We start from the raw sequence: 17346 nt of genomic DNA on the forward strand, positions 1-17346 counted from the left end.
TGCGTGACCATTGAAAATTCGGCTAGACACCTCGCAGGCAGCGAGCACGAGAAGGGTGTGCTTCTCATCGTTGCCGCGACGCTCGCCTGGAGTGCGAGCGGCGTTTACTCGCGGCTCCTCACGACCGACGTATGGACGGCGATCGCCTGGCGGTCGCTGTTCGGAGGCCTGTTCCTGCTGATCCCCTGCCTTTTCCTCGAAGGGGGCATCTCGCGGCGGCAATGGCGTTCCGTCTTCCATCCGTCCGGTCTTGCGATGATCGCATGCCAGACGTTCAGTCAGGGATGCTTCATCGGGGCGCTCTACATGACCACCGTCGCCAATGTGACGATGATCTATGCGACCACGCCCTTCATTGCGGCTCTGTTCGGCTGGCTTATCCTCGGAGAGAGAGTTGCCAGGCGGACGCTGATCGCCGGCGCCGTGTCCCTCTTCGGCGTCGGCGTCATCGTCGCCTCGTCTATCGGCGGCGGCACCGGCTGGGGCGATCTGCTGGCGCTCGGCATGACCGCGTCCTTCGCGCTCGTTATCATCATTCCGCGCATCGATCCCGGCGTGCCGAGCCTGCCGCCGACCGTCGTCAGCGCCTTCCTGACCCTCGTCATCTTCGCGCCTTTCGGCTCGGTCGGCTCGCTCGACCTGCACAACTGGATCGTCCTTGCCGCCTTCGGCGCCACCAATTTTTCCCTCGCCCTGGTGCTCTTCCTCGCCGGGGCAAAGCGGATGCCGCCGGCCGAGGCGGCACTGATCGGCACTATGGAAATCGTGCTGACGCCCTTCTGGGTCTGGCTGCTGTTTTCAGAACAGCCGCCCGTCGCCACTTATTTCGGCGGCGCGATCATCCTTGGCGCCGTGTTCTGGCATACCGCGATCGACTTCAACCGAGGCCGGCGGTCTTACGCGGGCTAGGGCAACCAGCAAAGCGCGTAGCGGTTTGCCGGGAAAAGCGCGAAGCCAATCCTCCGGCCCACCGGGCAACCGTTTTCGCGGGTCCTGTTCGCGCTTGCCGAGGCGCGTGACCTGCCGGCTGCAGTGACAGGCCGCGAACCCCAGTCTTACAGCGTCATGGCCTTTCTAGCGAAAGAACGCACGAAGCTGAGCGAAAAACCCGCTTGGTCTGGGATCTGCGATCCTTCGCACGCGGCGAGCGACTGCTGAGGCGCTGACGCTTTCACCAAAATGACAGAAGCAGACAAGCTCGTGCAACTGTTCGTCGCTGAGTTCGAAGAACCGTTTGGCTTCTCCATAGCTGTCATTTTCCATTCCGGCCGCCCGCAGAATGGCATCAGCGAACGCAACGGAGATCGGGGTGTCGTCACCCCGCAGGGCAAGCCGATCTGCGATCGGCTGATACTCGGTCTCGTGAAGCGTCTTCAAAAACGGTCTGGGGCTGCGTTCGAGACATTCGGCCCAGCGTTCAATGCGTTCGCGCCGTGTCAGTTCAAGGGGCTTTATGCTCGTGCTGATCTTCGCAACTGTTTTCAGCTGCTCCAGTGCATACTGTTCCATTCCGGCCTCCTATCCTCGGAAAAATAGACGGTCCGCTCCCAAAAACAGCGTGGCTCAGGACGCAGCCGATGTCCAATCACGATTGGAAACGGCGTCTGCCGCTGGCCGAACAGATCTGATTGCCGGAAGAGATGATGACTTTGCCGATTGTCGTCTTGAGGGGCACCCGTGTCGTTTTTTCGGGCTCTGTTTTTCGTCAGGCATGTTTTTCTTGTCACGTTCACGGCGCTGCCGCGCAAGCGAGCGACATGAAGTATGGCAGGCAGCCGCCGGCGCGCCGCCACGGTGGTAAAGGACTGAAATCCTCGGGAACGACCGGACAGTTATCCGGAAAGATATCCAGATGGATCGAAAGGAGGTTCTGTAGCCCTAAATGAGCTCTTTTCGCAGCAGATCTACGGATTGCGGCGGGCGATGACGAGAGCGGCACGACAGGCCAGCCCTATCGTATTCACTCTCTCCTCAATCCAGTCTGTCCCCGCCTATCTGCGAAATTCGAACATCGCCCGATGCGGCGTGTAAATACCGGACTGCAGAGGAGGCAGGCCGGAGGAAGGCATTGCCATCGGCTGCATCGGCTGCAGATCGAGGCACTCAACAAATGGGAGGAATCCATGAGCAAGAATAGAGGCGTCGTCTATCTGAGGCCGGGCAAGGTCGAAGTTCGCGACATCGACGACCCGAAGCTGGAAGCGCCCGACGGCCGCCGCATCGAACACGGCGTCATTCTGAAAGTGATCTCGACCAACATCTGCGGCTCCGACCAGCACATGGTCCGCGGCCGCACGACGGCGATGCCGGGTTTGGTCCTCGGTCACGAAATCACCGGCGAGATCATCGAGAAAGGGATCGATGTCGAGATGCTCGACATCGGCGATATCGTCTCGGTACCCTTCAATGTCGCTTGCGGCCGTTGCCGCTGCTGCAAATCCCAGGACACCGGCGTCTGCCTGACCGTAAACCCGGCCCGCGCCGGTGGTGCTTACGGCTATGTCGACATGGGCGGCTGGATCGGCGGCCAGGCACGCTATGTCACGATCCCCTATGCCGATTTCAACCTGCTGAAAATCCCGGATCGCGACAAGGCAATGGCGAAGATCCGCGATCTCACCATGCTCTCCGATATTCTGCCGACCGGCTTTCATGGCGCAGTGCGCGCCGGCGTCGGCGTCGGCTCGACCGTCTACATCGCCGGCGCCGGCCCCGTCGGTCTTGCGGCTGCGGCTTCGGCTCGTATCCTCGGCGCCGCCGTCGTCATGATCGGTGATTTCAACAAGGACCGCCTGGCGCATGCGGCCAAGGTCGGTTTCGAACCGATCGACCTCTCCAAGAGCGATCGTCTCGGCGACATGATCGCTGAGGTCGTCGGCAGCAACGAGGTGGACAGCGCCATTGACGCCGTCGGCTTCGAGGCGCGCGGCCATTCGGGCGGCGAACAGCCGGCGATCGTACTCAACCAGATGATGGAAATCACCCGCGCCGCAGGCTCGATCGGCATTCCCGGCCTCTACGTCACCGAGGATCCGGGCGCCGTCGACAACGCCGCCAAACACGGTAATCTCTCGCTTCGCTTCGGCCTCGGCTGGGCCAAGGCGCAATCCTTCCACACCGGCCAGACGCCGGTGCTCAAATATAATCGCCAGCTCATGCAGGCGATCCTCCATGACCGCTTGCCGATTGCCGACATCGTCAACGCCAAGGTCATCCCGCTCGACGAAGCCGTCCAGGGATATGAGAGCTTCGACCACGGCGCGGCGACAAAATTTGTTCTCGACCCGCATGGAGAGGTCGCGAAAGCCGCCTGACGAGAAAAGCTTATCGTGCAAGAGTGTGCCGCAGCGCGGTTTTACTCAAAACGGAGATGGCCGGACGAACCGGCCATCTCGCAGCAGTCACACGAAAATCCTGTTGCCGGCTACTGGATGCTGAACGGGAAATACTTGGCATTGATCATGTCATAAGTCCCGTCTTCCTTAATCGTCTTCAACGCCTCGTTCAGGCGTGCAAGGCGCTCCTTGTCGTCCAGACGCACCGCAATCCCGGCACCTTCGCCAAAAAAAGTAACGTCGACCAGATCCGGCCCTTTGAACGCGCAGCAGGTTCCCGCCTTCGTATTGGCGATCCAGTCGTAAATGGCGAGCTTATCCTCCAGGATAATGTCGACGCGCCCATCCGACAGGCCTTTGTACAATTCCGGCGACGACCGGAATACCGTCTTTTTCATGTCGGGATAGAAATGGTTGGCATAAGATTCCTGCGCCGTTGACGAGGTCACCCCGAGTTTTTTGCCATTGAGGGCGGCGGGACTGACGTCAGTGATCGGCGAATCCTTCCGCGCAATGAACACTGATGGGCTGTTGTAGTATTTCTCGGTAAAAGCGACCTTCTGGCGCCGCTCCAGGCTCATCGACATGGATGAAATGATCGCGTCGTATTTTTCGGCAATGAGATCGGGGATCATGTCGTCCCACTTCTCGATGATGAATTGGCATTCGAACTTGCCGGTCTCGCAGAGGGCATTGGCAATGTCGATGTCGAAACCCTGAAGTTTGTTATTCGCATCGAGATAGTTGAAGGGCGGAAACGCACCTTCGACGGCAATTCTCATCGGCATTCGCTCTTGCGCGGCCACCGGCAGCGGCGAAAACGCCAAAACGACACTCACCCCGCCTACCATCAGCGCGCCGCGCAATAAAGTCTGAATGGATATCAGCAACATCGCCGGAACCCCCTGGGCGTGATCGATCTCGCCCCATAGTGCGCCGCAGCCTTTAATTCTACGTGAACGCTTATTTGTTAGCGTTGACGAATGCGCCCGTATCGAGGGGTTCAGGGGTCCAGGCTTGCACATCGTCGTTCCATCCAGCTCCAACACGTTTCAGAAATCCTGGATCGCCTCGGGAAGAATTCTCTTTCTGATCGCCATCAGCGGGCTCGGAGCGATTGGACTCGTCGTGCTATCGGCGCTCTGGGCTGGAGCCGAAAGCGACGCTGCGGCCCTTGATCGCCAGCGTCAGCTGGTGAATGCGCGCCTGCGCGAACAGGTCGATCAGGTCGCCCATGTCATCGGTCAGTTCGGCAACGGCTATCTCGCCCGCGTTTATCCCGCGTCCCGTTCGGCAGGTGTTTCCTCCGGCCTCGATGCGGTTCTGACCGGGGCGGCCGGCAGCGCAATCAGCGAAACCGCAATGTCCGCCTTCGGATATGATCAGGCTTTTGTCGTCGACGAGAAGGCTCAGCTGAGCATGCTGACCGACGCGGCAACGGAAAAACGCTATCGCTGGATGAAGCCTCTGTTTTTGCCGCTCCTCAGGGATAGCCGTCTTACGGCACGCCACAGTCCGACTTTTAGCGACCGAATGCCATCCTCGCTGGAAAGCCGTCGGGCGAGCGCGGTTCGCCCCAACCATGCGCTGGCCAATCTGATGCGGTTGGAAGGCCGGCCGACGATCGTCGGCATCGTCGCCATCAACGAAGCTCCCGATGGACAGCCGCAGCCGAAGCGGCAATTCCTGATCGTCGTACGGTTTCTCGATGGCGCGGCCCTCGACGAGTTGAGCCGGCAGCAGGGCCTCAACGGCGCGCGCTTTGCCCGCACGGCCGATGCCGACGAAAATGAGGTCGCGTTCCAAATCGACGCGACGGCAAATGGTGAACCGATCGGCTTCATCGTATGGCGACCCGATCTTCCAGGTTCGCGGGTGATCGGCCGATTGATGCCGGCGCTTTCGATTGCCGCCCTGGTGATCGCCGTGCTGTTCTCGGTGCTGCTTGTGCGGCTGCGGAGCAGTCTCGGCGAATTGAAGAGAAGCGAGCTGCATGCAAGGCAGCTTGCCTTACATGACGTGCTGACCGATCTTCCCAACCGCGCCCTGTTCGCCATACGGTTCGAGGAGTGCCTGACCCATATGCGGCATTCGACCGAGCGCTCGGCCGTAGCACTTCTCGACCTCGACCGCTTCAAAGCGGTGAACGACACGTTCGGCCATGCCGCCGGTGATGAACTCATCAGGATGGCCGCCGAGCGGATCCGTTCGGTCCTTCGTCCTGATGATACGCTCGCCCGGCTCGGAGGCGACGAATTTGCCCTGCTTCTGCGGGACATCAAGGATGACGATCAAATCCTGCTGTCCATATGCGACGCGATCGTTGCCGAACTTGGCAGGCCCTTCCCTCTTTTGAGGGGCGAAGCGGTCGCCCGCGTCGGCGGCTCAATCGGTGTCACCATCGTGCCGGATGCCGGGCGAAATGCCGATGACGTCATGCGGTATGCCGACGTCGCACTTTACGAGGCAAAGATGGGTGGGAGAGGCCAGTGGCGCGTCTATTCCCCGTCCATGGACGGCGGCAGAAATGCGCGCGACATTCTCAAGAACGAATTGCGCGAAGTTCTGGCCAAAGGCACGGCCCCCTCCGCTGGCAATCCCCAACCCGGCCCGGACGGCAGCAAGCCGGATTTCGGATCGCTTGAGGTCTATTACCAGACGGTGCATCGCGCCGAGGGCGGATATTCGGCTTCCGGCGCGGAGGCTCTCGTGCGCTGGCGTCACAGTCAGCGCGGACTGCTGACCCCTGCGAGCTTCATCCCCGCAGCCGAAGAGGGCGGCCTCATCGACGCCCTCGGGTTCTGGGTCTTGCGCGAATCCTGCAGGGCCGCCTGCACATGGCCTGAAGACATCTTCGTGGCGGTCAACGTGTCGCCGGCCCAGCTGAGAAGACCAAATTTCGCCGAGGAAGTCTTCGCCGTGCTCGAAGAGACCGGCCTGCCAGCATCCCGCCTCGAGCTCGAGCTCACCGAGTCCTCGCTCATCGAGGATAATTCGGATGTCTATACGGTACTGAAATCACTTCGCAGCCGGGGCATTCAAATTTCCCTCGATGATTTCGGGACCGGCTTCTCATGTCTCAGCCATCTGGTGCGTTTCGACATCGATCGCATCAAGATCGATCGTTCCTTCGTCTCGCAGCTCGGCGCGAAAGCCAACGGCGCGGCCATCATCGGCGCGATCGTCACCCTCAGCCGCAATCTCGGCATCTCTACGACGGCAGAAGGGGTTGAAACCGAATATCAACGCGACTTTCTGACCGCACTCGGCTGCACCGATCTCCAAGGCTATTTCTTCTCCAAACCGGTTCCTCTCCGCGAACTCGACGGCTTCGCCAAATCGGACAGCGGCGCCGGCTCACGGACGATCACTTCGGGAGCCATTGCCTAACTAAAGCGCGTCTCAGATCCTTCTTACGCAAAACCGCTGCCCCGTTTTGCACGACATGCTTGAGAGCCTTTGATCTTCCACCACTCGGGAACTTTCGTTCCGGGCAGCGGTTGACGCCCGAAGATGAAAGGAGGATCTGATGGGCGGGATCGGCGAATGGCGGCACCTTTGCGTCGACATGCAGCGCATGTTTGCCGAAGACACCCCATGGCACGTGCCCTGGATGGTTCGGATCTCTCCACAGATCGAGGAGCTAGCCGGCCGGCATCCGTCCCGGACGATTTTTACCCGATTCGTGCCTCCCCAGCATCCGGATGCGATGCCGGGAAAATGGCGCGACTATTACCAGAAATGGTGGATGATGACGGGCGAGCACCTCCCGCCCGAGCTCATCGATCTGGCTTCCTCGCTGCCCTCGCTCGTTCCGCCGGCGCGATACTTCGACAAACGCACCTATTCGCCCTGGATCGACGGCCGCCTCCATGCGATTCTTCAGTCGGAGGCGGTCGACACCCTTGTGATCACCGGCGGGGAAACGGATGTCTGCGTGCTCGCCACGACGCTTGGCGCCATCGATCTTGCCTATCGCGTCATCGTGCTGAAGGACGCCGTCTGCAGCAGCGCCGACGACACTTATGACGCGTCGCTGGAACTGCTGCACGATCGATTTTCCGTCCAGCTGGAACTCATGGAGACGCAAGAGTTCTTGAGCGGCCTCGGCTGAGAAGCTCTTTCGAGCAGAAGCCCTTGGCGAATTTAATGGATATGCGTCGTCGCGACGAAAGCTGGCTTCAAGACAATATCGGCCTGTTCAGCCGAACTGCCTGCGCGAAATACGATCGCGGCGACGTCGCATGCGATGGGGTATCGGAATTCATGCAGCCGACGTTGTCGCATGACGAGGGCGCGCAGCCGCGATTTGCCGTCACCCGTCTGACGGATGGGAGCTCGTACCACCATAAGCACGGCGCCCGTCGGGCGCCGACAAGGGTTTAGGTCACCAACAAGCGGGCAACGCCGGCGAGCGTGTGGCGCCCAGCCCAGCCACATAGGTCAAGCTTCCCGCGATCTTCGCAAGAACTGTTTTCGCAAGAAGATCATGATTGATGTCATCACGCGCGGATCCCGCAACCGCCAGTCCTCTGGCCTCCGAGGAGCCTTCCGTTCGATATGTCGTGATAACCGCCTATTTCAATCCATCCTTCCTGGAATCCACCCACAGGCGGCGCTCTTGATCGTAGGGCAGGATGAGATGGGCCAGTTGCTTCTAGCGGTTCTTCTGCGGATATTGACTACCGGTTCGCACCTCGGCTTCGGCCTCCTCCATAGCGGCGCTGAACAGCTGGAGGGCGAACTCCTTTGCGGCCTTTTCGTCGTCTGCACATAGCTTCAACGGCGCGCACTTCTCCTTCAGATTTCGAATGAGCTTTCGGCGAAGCCTGAAAACGAGATGCGAATCCGTTTTTGCGAGAAGCTCCTGCAGGCAGGTGACGGCAACCACTTCGAACATCAAAAGCCTGCCTTCGACTTCGCCTTGCGAAGGAATGGGAAAACGCTCACCGCCCCGCTTTAAATCTCGCTCTGTCGAAAGCATCTTTGCCTCCAAACCGATGATAGACCTCCGCTCGCTGAAATTCCATATCGCAAGTCCGCGGCCACTCTTGTGTGAAGAGCAGCTTGCAAGGTGTAAGTCGGTCTCGCTTTGACGAAGGTCAAGCAAGCCTCGGCTGTTCGGCCCACGAACCGGGAAGAGCTCTAGGACGCATCGACATTCATCGAAGCCGGATCATCGCGATTGCTGCCTGTCCTGCTGTCGCATTGAGGCTTCGGGTGCGATGTTCACGAAACGGCTTCGGAACTGCCGCCTCCCGGATGGCATTTTCGAGACCGCGGAGGCCATGTGCTATTTTATCGCCAGGCCTTCAGACCGGCAGGACGCCAAAAATTCAATCCCGCCGCAGCGTCTTGCCGGATTCCGCATCAAACAGATGAAGCTTGCCCGGCCGGGCGGCTATCGTCACGACCTGTCCGGGCTCGAAATCGTGACGTTCGGACAGCACCGCGACAAGTTCGCCGGAGCCGTAGCGCAGGAAGACCATCGTCTCATGGCCGGTGGGTTCGGTGACGTTGACGGTCGTTTCCAGGCCGCCCGGGCTAAGGGATAGATGTTCGGGCCGCACGCCGAGCAGCACGGCCTGTCCATCGGATGCCTCCGGCGTGAAACCGAGCGAAATCTCGTCGCCGGTCCCGGTGACGAACACCGCACCTTCGGCCTTGTAGCGGCCTTTCAGCAGATTCATCGACGGCGAGCCGATGAAGGTCGCCACGAACGTATTGCGCGGACGATCGTAGAGTTCCAGGGGTGTTCCGGTCTGCTCGATCTTGCCGCCCTGCATGACCACGATCTTGTCGGCCATGGTCATCGCTTCGACCTGGTCATGGGTGACATAGATCGTCGTGGTTTTCAGCCGTTGGTGGAGCTCCTTGATCTCCTTACGCATCTGCACGCGCAGCTTGGCATCGAGGTTCGACAGCGGCTCGTCGAACAGAAAGACCTGCGGCGACCTGACGATGGCGCGTCCCATCGCAACGCGCTGCCGCTGGCCGCCGGAAAGCTGGCGCGGATAGCGGTCAAGATAGGGCACGAGGTCGAGGGTTTCGGCCGCCGCCTGCAGCCGTTGCTTGATGACATCGGCCGGCTGCTTCTGCAGGCGCAGCGCAAAGACCATGTTTTCGGCAACCGTCTTGTGCGGATAAAGCGCGTAGCTCTGGAAGACCATCGCGATGTCGCGGTCCTTCGGCGGCAGATTGTTGACGACCTTTCCGCCGATCGAGATGGTGCCGCCGGTGATGCTTTCGAGCCCGGCGACCATGCGCAGCAAGGTCGACTTGCCGCAGCCGGACGGGCCGACCAGCACCACAAACTCACCGTCGCGAATTTCGATATCGACGCCGTGCAGGATATTTAAGGCGCCATAGGCCTTGCGCGCCTCCGAAATATTGACCTCAGCCATATGCCTCCCAATCGCTTTCCGGCCACCCCAGGGGTGGTCCCAAGGGATATGCGTCGCTTGACAATATCCACGGCATTGGGCTCGAGGCAATCGTTGCCCGAGAGACCGTGAGACCTCCTCCGTGAAACGTTTCATTTCTTATTGACTTTTGCCGCTTGCCGTCTAATGCTCGATGGTGAGACCGAGAGGAGCGGTTTCAAGCAAGAATTATGAAACGTTTCATTTTCTTGTTTACCAGATAGTTCTGCACGAGACCAGTCCCAAAAATCGGACCGGAACCAGTTCGGCAAGACCGGCTGGCGGCAGCCCAACGAAGCGTGGAGGAGGAAGACATGAAAGTCGAAATATACGATGCACTGATGCGCCGTCAGGCAAGCCGCCGCGACGTTTTGCGCGGAACGGCGAGTGCAGCAGCACTGCTCGGCCTGTCCGGCGCGGTCGGCGGAATTCCGGGCATGGCGTTCGCTGCCGATGATCTGCGCGCCCAGATCCTGCAGATACCGGGGGTCGGCAAGGGCTCGCCGACGGATGCGGACTGGCAGAAGGTCGGCGAACTCTGCCTCGGCCCAACCAAGGCCAACGTCAAGCAGGGCGAATTCGCCGGTGTCGAGCTGACCTTTATGGGGCTCAACAACCAGAACCTCCACAACTTCCTGTTCCGCGGCTTCCTGAAGCCTTGGGAAGCTTATACCGGCGCCAAGATCAACTGGATCGACCTCGCCCAGGCCGACTACAACGCCCGCCTTCAGCAAGCGATTGCCACCGGCACTGTTGATTTCGATATCCTGGAAATGGGCGCACCTTTCGAAGGCGACACCGCCGGGCGCGGGCTTCTGGACGAGATGCCCGATTGGGCTGCAAAGCAGATCGAATCCGACGATCTGGTGAGTTACCTGAAGCCCCCGGTCGGCACTTGGGGTGGCAAGACCTATCGCGTGACGATCGACGGCGACTGCCACACCTTCGCCTATCGCAAGGACTATTTCGGCGAAGGCTCGATCAGCGGCATGGCCGAGCCGCCGAAAACCTGGCAGGACGTCAACGCAGCGTCCAAGGCGCTGATCGGCAAGACCGATCCGCTCACAGGCCAGCCGGCCTACGGCTATCTCGACCCGCTGAAGGGCTGGGGTGGTTTCGGTTTCTATTTCATCGAGAACCGCGCGACGGCTTATGCGAAATATCCTGGCGACCCAGCCTGGCTGTTCGATCCGGAAAGCATGAAGCCGCTGGTCAATAACCCTGCATGGGTCCAGGCTATCCAGGACGTCCTGGATCTGATCGCCGCCAAGGCCTATCCGGCCGATCAGATCAATGCGGATCCCAACACCACCGCCTTCTCGCAATTCCTGGCAGGCACGGGTGCAATGCTGATGTGGTGGGGCGACGTCGGTTCCCAAGCGCGCACCTCGGACACCTCGGTGGTCGGAGATGTCGTCGGCTTCGGCATCAACCGTGGCTCCAACCGGGTCTACAACCGCAAGACCGGGCAATGGGAAGAAAAGTATAACGAAGCACCCAACATGGCCTACCTCGGCTGGGGCATCTATGTCACCAAGCAGGTCTCCAGCGACGAGAAGAAGCGCAAGGCGGCCTGGTCTGCCGCCGCCCATCTCGGCGGCAAGGATCTGTCGCTTTGGACGTCGGCATATCCCTCCGGCTTCCAGCCCTATCGTCAGTCCAACTTCAACTACGACGAATGGGAAAAGGCAGGTTACGATCGGACGTATATCGAGGACTATCTGGGTTCGAACGCCGACAGCTATAACCACCCGAACGCAGCGATCGAACCGCGCATCCCCGGTATCTTCCAATATTACTCCGTCGCCGAAGACGAATTGGCGAAAGGCTTTGCCGGACAATATAAGTCGGCCCAGGAAACGGCGGATGCGATTGCGGCCGCCTGGGAAAAGATCACCGACCAGATCGGCCGTGATAGCCAGCTGAAACTCTATCGGGCGAGCCTCGGGCTCTGATCTTTTGACCAAACGCGCTGGCGGGTCGGGAGCGATTTCGCCAGCGCCCATTTTGTCCGGGCGAGGAATATCATGTCGACAGTCGAAGGCGACCTGCTGCACACGGTCGAAGCCGGCTCCATTTCAGCGAGCCGCCGCTTCTGGGGCCGCACGGCTCTGTGGCTGAGCGCCATATGGTTCCTAGCATCCTTCGTATTGCAGGGTGCCCATGAGCTGGGTTGGACCGAATGGGGTTTTGCGAACTGGCGACCGGTTCTTTACGCCTATTTTCTCTGGGCCGCCGTTCTTTGCGTCACCCGCGTCGTCATTTACGGCGAGGCCGGCAAGAAGGCGCTTTTTGTGCTGCCGGCCGCGCTTTTCGTCGTGTCGATGGTGGTCTTCCCGCTGCTCTTTGCCCTCTGGATCGGCTTCTCCGATTGGAACCTCGCCTCTTCCGCCGGGCGGCGCTTCAACGGGCTCGACAATGTGCGGCGCATGATTGCCGATCCGTTCTATGCCAACGCCCTCCTCAACATGATTCTTTATTGCCTGGCGATCACGGTCGAATATGCGATCGCCTTCGGCCTGGCGCTGCTTCTCAACCAGGAAATCATTGCGCGAAAGTTCTGGCGGGTCACCTTCCTCGTGCCCTTGATGCTGTCGCCGGTCGCGGTGAGCTGGATGGTCGGCAAATCGATGCTGGAGACACGTTTCGGTCCGATCGCGCGCCTGGCCCGCTGGCTCGGCTGGGAAAATCCCTCCTTCTTCGGTGATCCGCTGACGGCGCGGCTTTCGATCATGATCATGGATGCCTGGACCTTCATTCCCTTCATGATGATCATGCTGCTCGCCGGATTGCAGGCCTTATCACGCGAGGTGCTGGAGGCGGCCGAAGTCGATGGCGCCACCAAGTGGCAGCGCTTCTGGCAGGTCATTTTCCCGCTGATGCTGCCGGTGTCGGTTACGGCGGTGATGATCCGCATCATCTTCAAGCTCAAGCTCGCCGACATCATCATCACGGTGACATCGGGAGGTCCGGGCGGCGCGACCGATTCCGTCACCAGTTTCATCTATCGCGAATACCGGGACCGTTCGAATGTGGGATACGGGACGCTGCTCGCGCTCGTCTATCTGGTGATCATCGTCGCCGGCATGACGGGCCTGATGAAGATCTCCGACCGTATCGTGAAGCGGATGACAGGAAGGCTCTGATGGTTCGCATCGATTTCGAAAAATACGGGCGTAGCCAGCGCATTCGCTGGTGGGCGATGCGTTTGTCCGTCTACGGTCTGCTCGTCATCTGGGCGTGGGTCTGCATTTTCCCGCTGTTCTGGACGGTTTCGACCTCCTTCAAGACGGCCGCAGATGTCATGCGCGGTAATCTGATTCCCTGGTTCAACTTTGCGCCCAGCTGGCTTGGTTGGCGCTCGCTCGGGCTCTCTCCCGATAGGATTCTCGAGATATCGACTGTGCGCGACGAGTTCATGCGCCGGCTCTGGAACAGCGTCATCATTTCGGTCACGGCATCCGCTCTTGCGGTCGTGCTCGGATCGCTCGCGGCGTACGGCCTCAGCCGCTTCTCCTACAAGTTCGGCCATATGCGCAATTCCGACATTTCCTTTTTCTTCCTGTCGCAGCTCATCATGCCGCCGGTCGTCCTCGCCCTGCCGTTCCTGGTTCTCTACAAGGAGCTGGCGCTGCTCGACACCTATGCCGGCATGATCGCCGTCTATACGCTGATGGTCCTGCCGATCGTCGTCTGGATCATGCGCGACCAGTTCGCCACGATACCGGTGGAGCTCGAGGAGGCAGCCCTGGTCGATGGTCTGTCGATCTGGGGCGCGTTCGCCCGCATCGTCGTGCCGCTCGTTCTGCCGGGCATGGTGGCCGCCTTCCTGCTGGCGCTAATCCTATGCTGGAACGAATATTTCTTCGCCGCGCTGCTGACCTCCACCAATACCAATACGCTGCCGGTGATGATCGCCAGCCAGACCGGCAGCCAGGGCATCAACTGGTGGTCGATGGCTGCGCTTTCCACCGCCGGCATCCTGCCGCTGGTCATCGTCGGCGTCGTGCTGGAAAAGCATATCATCGCCGGGATGACCGCGGGCGCCGTAAAATAGCTGCGGGATGTTGGAAATGGCGAAGATGCCGACAGTCAAGGATGTTGCCGAATATGCCGGCGTATCCGTGGGCACCGTTTCGCGCGTCTTGTCGGGCGAAGCCGCGGTCAAACCCGTGCTGCGCGAAAAGGTCAATGAAGCCATTTCGGCCCTTGGTTACCGGCCGAACGTGACCGCAAGGGCCCTGCGCACCAGCAGAACCGACGTCATCGGCCTCGTCGTTCCCGACATCACCAATCCCTTTTTTGCCCAACTCGCGGCGAGCATCGAACGTGCGGCGCTCGAATGCGGGCACAGCCTGATGCTGGCAAGTTCGCATAATGACAGCGAGGCGGAGCAGAGCCACGTTTCGGCCTTTCTCGACCGATCGGTGCGCGGCATCATCGTCGTGGCGTCGAGCGACGGTTCGGGCCTGGATCTGCCGGCTTCGGTCCCGGTCATATCACTGGACCGGCGCTTCGGCACCTTCCCCCTGGTATCGACCAATCATGCGCAAGCGGCCACATTGATTGCCGATCATCTCTATGGCCTCGGTCACCGTCGCATTGCCTATATTGCCGGGCCGACCGATACCGAAGCAGGGCGAATGCGCAAGGAAGCCTTCGTCGGCCGCCTGAACGGGTTCGGCAAGAGCGGCGAGCCGGTTGACCTGGAAATCGTCTACGGCAGGTTCGACTACGAGTCCGGCGAACGGATTGCCCGCGAGCTTCTTTCCCGCCCGCCGCAGGGCCGGCCGACGGCAATCGCCGCCGCCAGCGACCAGCAGGCCATTGGTGCATTACGCGCTGCCCGCGACCTCAAGATAGACGTGCCGCGGAAACTTTCGGTCACGGGTTTCGATGACATTTCACTTGCCAATCTCGTGGTGCCGCGGCTGACGACCATACGTCAGCCCGCCGATATGCTGGCGCGCCGAGCGGTCAGCCTTCTCCTTGAGGAGCCGCCAGGCACGGCAGACGAAATGGTCGACGGATCGCTGATCGTGCGCGGCTCGAGCGGCCCATGTCCGCACTTCAAGGCGGACATCACCGGGCATACAAATTGAAGCACGGCCGGTGTTCCGGCCACAAAAAAAGGATGGGAGATCAATGCTCAAGGGAATCAGGGCCGAACTCAACGGCGACATTCTTCAAGCACTTTGCAACATGGGACATGGTGATTATCTCGTCATCTCCGACATGAATTTTCCATCGGATTCGATAGCCCGCCAGACGCGTCTGGGTAAATTGCTGACCATGGAAAACATTCCCGCGCCGCAGGCGATCGACGCGATACTTTCAGTCTTGCCGCTGGACACACCGATCCAGCCGTCGGTGGGCCGCATGGAAGTGATCGGCAAGCCCGATGAAATTCCGCCGATTCAGCAGGAGGTCCAGACGATCGTCGATCGCGCCGAGGGCAAGCCATCGCCGATGTATCCTGTCGAACGCATGGCCTTCTACGACATCGCCAAAAAGGCCTATTGCGTGATCGCAACGGGGGAACTGCGCTTCTATGGATGTTTCCTTCTGACCAAGGGCGTCATTCCGGCGGAGGAGGCTCTCAGATGAGCGAGAAGAGCGGAATCGTCATTCTGGGCATTTTTGCCGCCGACACCGCCTATAAGGCAAAGCGCCTGCCCCACATTGCCGAGACGCTGATGGGCTCCGGTTTCACGCTCGGGCCGGGAGGCAAGGGCTCCAACCAGGCAATTGCCGCGGCAAAGGCCGGCGGCAAGGTGACCTTCATTTCACGGGTCGGCAACGACCCCTTCGGCGACATGGCCCTTGCCGCCTATGCCAAGGCGGGCGTCAAAGCCAATGTAATGAGGATGGAAGGTGTCTCGAGTGGCGCCGCCTTCATCTTCGTCGACGAGGTGAGCGGCGACAATGCCATCATCGTCGCACCGGGCGCCGCTGGCCTCATCGGCATCGAGGATGTCGATGCGAACCGGGCCGAGATCGAAAGCGCGGCCATCTTCATGACCCAGCTCGAACAACCGCTCGAGGCGGCCATGCACGGACTGTCGATGGCGAAAAGGGCAGGGGCCACGACCATCTTCAACCCGGCGCCCGCACGGATGATACCCGACAGCATTTACGGCTTGTGTGACTTCATCGTCCCCAACGAAGTTGAAGCAGCCGAACTGGTAGGCCACTCGATCGAAACCGACGCGCAGGCACGTGCAGCGGCTAGCACATTGGTTGATCGAGGCGCACGAGCAGCGATCATCACCCTCGGCGCACGTGGGGCCTACTACTACACCGCCGGGCAGAGCGAATTCGTCCCCGCACTTCAGGCAGCCAATGTCGTTGACACGACTGGGGCGGGGGACGCTTTTCTTGGCGGCTTCGCGACGGCAATTTCCGAAGGACAAGCGCCGGTCGAAGCCGTCCGTTTCGGCTGCGCGACCGCGGCAATCGCGGTCACACGGCCCGGCACGGCACCCGCAATGCCGTCACGCTCCGAGATCGACGCCCTGCTGCGGTCCGCATGATTCCGAGCGCAGGCCGGTGCCGGCGAAAATGATTTGCCCCTCTCCTGGTCGTCTCAGGGTTAATTGAGACCACCCGGACCTTGATCGAGACGATACGAGAATGCCGATGCCGCCGCAAAACACCGCTTGAAGTTGGACGCTCACGGCGTCTGGGCGCCGGTCGCGGTGACATATACCGAATAGATGGAACGTGTGGCGGCAATGAACAGCCGGTTGCGTCTGGGTCCCCCGAAGGTGAGGTTCGCGACCGTCTGTGGCACGCGGATCTTGCCGATCAGCTTCCCCGTCGGATCGAAGCAATGGACGCCATCACCGGCACTGGACCAGAGATTCCCATTCACGTCGGTTCGGATGCCATCAGGAATGCCGTTGTCGATGTGGCAAAAGACGCGGCTGTTCGCCAGCCTGCTGCCGTCCACCACGTCGAAGGCGCGGATGTGGCGCGGCAGGCTATCATCGTGGCTGGCTGCCGAGTCCGCGACGTAGAGGATCTTTTCGTCGGGCGAGAAGGCGAGGCCATTTGGCTGAGTGAAATCCTTAACGAGGGCAGAAAGTTCGCCGGTTGCCGGATCGAGCCGATAAACGTCGCGGGTCGCCTGCTCTGGTTCGGCCTGATAGCCTTCATAATTCGACATGATGCCGTAGGTCGGGTCGGTGAACCAGATCGTGCCGTCCGACTTCACCACGACATCGTTCGGTGAATTGAGCGGCGCACCCTCGAAACGGTCGGCAAGCACGGTGATCGAGCCGTCAATCTCGGTGCGCGTAACCCGGCGCCCGCCATGTTCGCAGGAGATCAACCGCCCCTGCCGGTCGCGCGTGTGGCCGTTGGTGAAGTTGGAGGGTTGCCGGAAGACGGAGACGCCGCCTTCAGGCGTCCATCGCAGCATGCGCTGGTTGGGAATGTCGCTCCATAGAAGCTGGTTGGCATCGTTGAACCAAACGGGACCCTCCGCCCAGCGGCAGCCGGAATAAAGTTCCTCGAGGCCGGCGCTCGTCACGATCAGCTGCCGGAAGCGCGGGTCGTGGATTTCGTAGATGCTGGTCTCGGCCATG

16 protein-coding genes are annotated in these 17346 nt (G+C 60.5%); 11 read left to right on the forward strand and 5 right to left on the reverse strand.

Features of this window, described 5'->3' with window-relative positions:
• The first annotated feature begins 3 nt into the window (after positions 1-3).
• Positions 4-909: a DMT family transporter gene (locus GGI60_RS21450; protein ID WP_183918381.1), complete on the forward strand. Its 906-nt coding sequence runs from the start codon at positions 4-6 to the stop codon at positions 907-909.
• A 165-nt stretch (positions 910-1074) separates the two neighbouring features.
• Here GGI60_RS21450 and GGI60_RS21455 read toward each other — a convergent pair whose 3' ends face one another.
• On the reverse strand, positions 1075-1509 hold the full coding sequence (locus GGI60_RS21455; protein WP_183918379.1) for a hypothetical protein: 435 nt from the start codon (positions 1507-1509) through the stop codon (positions 1075-1077).
• Positions 1510-2123: 614 nt separating this feature from the next.
• On the opposite strand from GGI60_RS21455, the gene fdhA reads away from it, so the two are divergent.
• Positions 2124-3314 (forward strand): formaldehyde dehydrogenase, glutathione-independent, encoded by a 1191-nt coding sequence (gene fdhA / locus GGI60_RS21460; RefSeq protein ID WP_004674667.1) that lies wholly within the window; start codon positions 2124-2126, stop codon positions 3312-3314.
• 110 nt (positions 3315-3424) lie between these two features.
• Here the strand turns inward: fdhA and GGI60_RS21465 are convergent, their stop codons facing one another.
• The gene (locus GGI60_RS21465; RefSeq protein ID WP_183918560.1) at positions 3425-4228 is read right to left on the reverse strand and encodes a transporter substrate-binding domain-containing protein; all 804 of its coding nucleotides are present in this window, start codon (positions 4226-4228) and stop codon (positions 3425-3427) included.
• A gap of 124 nt (positions 4229-4352) precedes the next feature.
• On the opposite strand from GGI60_RS21465, the gene GGI60_RS21470 reads away from it, so the two are divergent.
• The 3 genes from GGI60_RS21470 (at position 4353) to GGI60_RS21480 (ending at position 7721) form a co-directional block, all read left to right on the forward strand.
• Complete coding sequence (locus GGI60_RS21470) at positions 4353-6725, forward strand: bifunctional diguanylate cyclase/phosphodiesterase (protein ID WP_183918377.1); 2373 nt, start codon at positions 4353-4355, stop codon at positions 6723-6725.
• Positions 6726-6864: 139 nt separating this feature from the next.
• The gene (locus GGI60_RS21475; protein WP_183918375.1) at positions 6865-7449 is read left to right on the forward strand and encodes a cysteine hydrolase family protein; all 585 of its coding nucleotides are present in this window, start codon (positions 6865-6867) and stop codon (positions 7447-7449) included.
• 35 nt (positions 7450-7484) lie between these two features.
• Positions 7485-7721, forward strand: a complete 237-nt coding sequence (locus tag GGI60_RS21480) for a hypothetical protein (RefSeq protein ID WP_183918373.1) — start codon at positions 7485-7487, stop codon at positions 7719-7721.
• A gap of 271 nt (positions 7722-7992) precedes the next feature.
• Here the strand turns inward: GGI60_RS21480 and GGI60_RS21485 are convergent, their stop codons facing one another.
• Both GGI60_RS21485 and GGI60_RS21490 read right to left on the reverse strand, forming a co-directional pair.
• Positions 7993-8445, reverse strand: coding sequence for a hypothetical protein (locus tag GGI60_RS21485; RefSeq protein ID WP_246720448.1), 453 nt, complete (start codon positions 8443-8445; stop codon positions 7993-7995).
• Between the two features lie 226 nt (positions 8446-8671).
• Positions 8672-9739, reverse strand: a complete 1068-nt coding sequence (locus GGI60_RS21490) for an ABC transporter ATP-binding protein (protein WP_183918371.1) — start codon at positions 9737-9739, stop codon at positions 8672-8674.
• Positions 9740-10071: 332 nt separating this feature from the next.
• Between GGI60_RS21490 and GGI60_RS21495 the strand changes: the two genes are divergently transcribed.
• The 6 genes from GGI60_RS21495 (at position 10072) to GGI60_RS21520 (ending at position 16290) form a co-directional block, all read left to right on the forward strand.
• The gene (locus GGI60_RS21495) at positions 10072-11712 is read left to right on the forward strand and encodes an extracellular solute-binding protein (protein WP_183918369.1); all 1641 of its coding nucleotides are present in this window, start codon (positions 10072-10074) and stop codon (positions 11710-11712) included.
• 72 nt (positions 11713-11784) lie between these two features.
• On the forward strand, positions 11785-12903 hold the full coding sequence (locus GGI60_RS21500) for a carbohydrate ABC transporter permease (RefSeq protein WP_183918367.1): 1119 nt from the start codon (positions 11785-11787) through the stop codon (positions 12901-12903).
• Positions 12903-13814 (forward strand): carbohydrate ABC transporter permease, encoded by a 912-nt coding sequence (locus GGI60_RS21505; RefSeq protein WP_183918365.1) that lies wholly within the window; start codon positions 12903-12905, stop codon positions 13812-13814. Before GGI60_RS21500 ends, GGI60_RS21505 begins: the two co-directional genes overlap by 1 nt.
• A 16-nt stretch (positions 13815-13830) precedes the next feature.
• The gene (locus GGI60_RS21510) at positions 13831-14859 is read left to right on the forward strand and encodes a LacI family DNA-binding transcriptional regulator (protein WP_183918363.1); all 1029 of its coding nucleotides are present in this window, start codon (positions 13831-13833) and stop codon (positions 14857-14859) included.
• A 43-nt stretch (positions 14860-14902) separates the two neighbouring features.
• Positions 14903-15364, forward strand: coding sequence for an RbsD/FucU family protein (locus GGI60_RS21515; RefSeq protein WP_183918361.1), 462 nt, complete (start codon positions 14903-14905; stop codon positions 15362-15364).
• A complete protein-coding gene (locus GGI60_RS21520; RefSeq protein WP_183918359.1) occupies positions 15361-16290 on the forward strand; it encodes a ribokinase in 930 nt (309 codons plus the stop codon). Before GGI60_RS21515 ends, GGI60_RS21520 begins: the two co-directional genes overlap by 4 nt.
• Before the next feature lie 140 nt (positions 16291-16430).
• Here GGI60_RS21520 and GGI60_RS21525 read toward each other — a convergent pair whose 3' ends face one another.
• Positions 16431-17345: an SMP-30/gluconolactonase/LRE family protein gene (locus GGI60_RS21525; protein WP_183918357.1), complete on the reverse strand. Its 915-nt coding sequence runs from the start codon at positions 17343-17345 to the stop codon at positions 16431-16433.
• Position 17346: the final 1 nt, after the last annotated feature.

Source organism: Rhizobium lentis (genome assembly GCF_014200175.1).
GTDB lineage: Bacteria > Pseudomonadota > Alphaproteobacteria > Rhizobiales > Rhizobiaceae > Rhizobium > Rhizobium mulingense.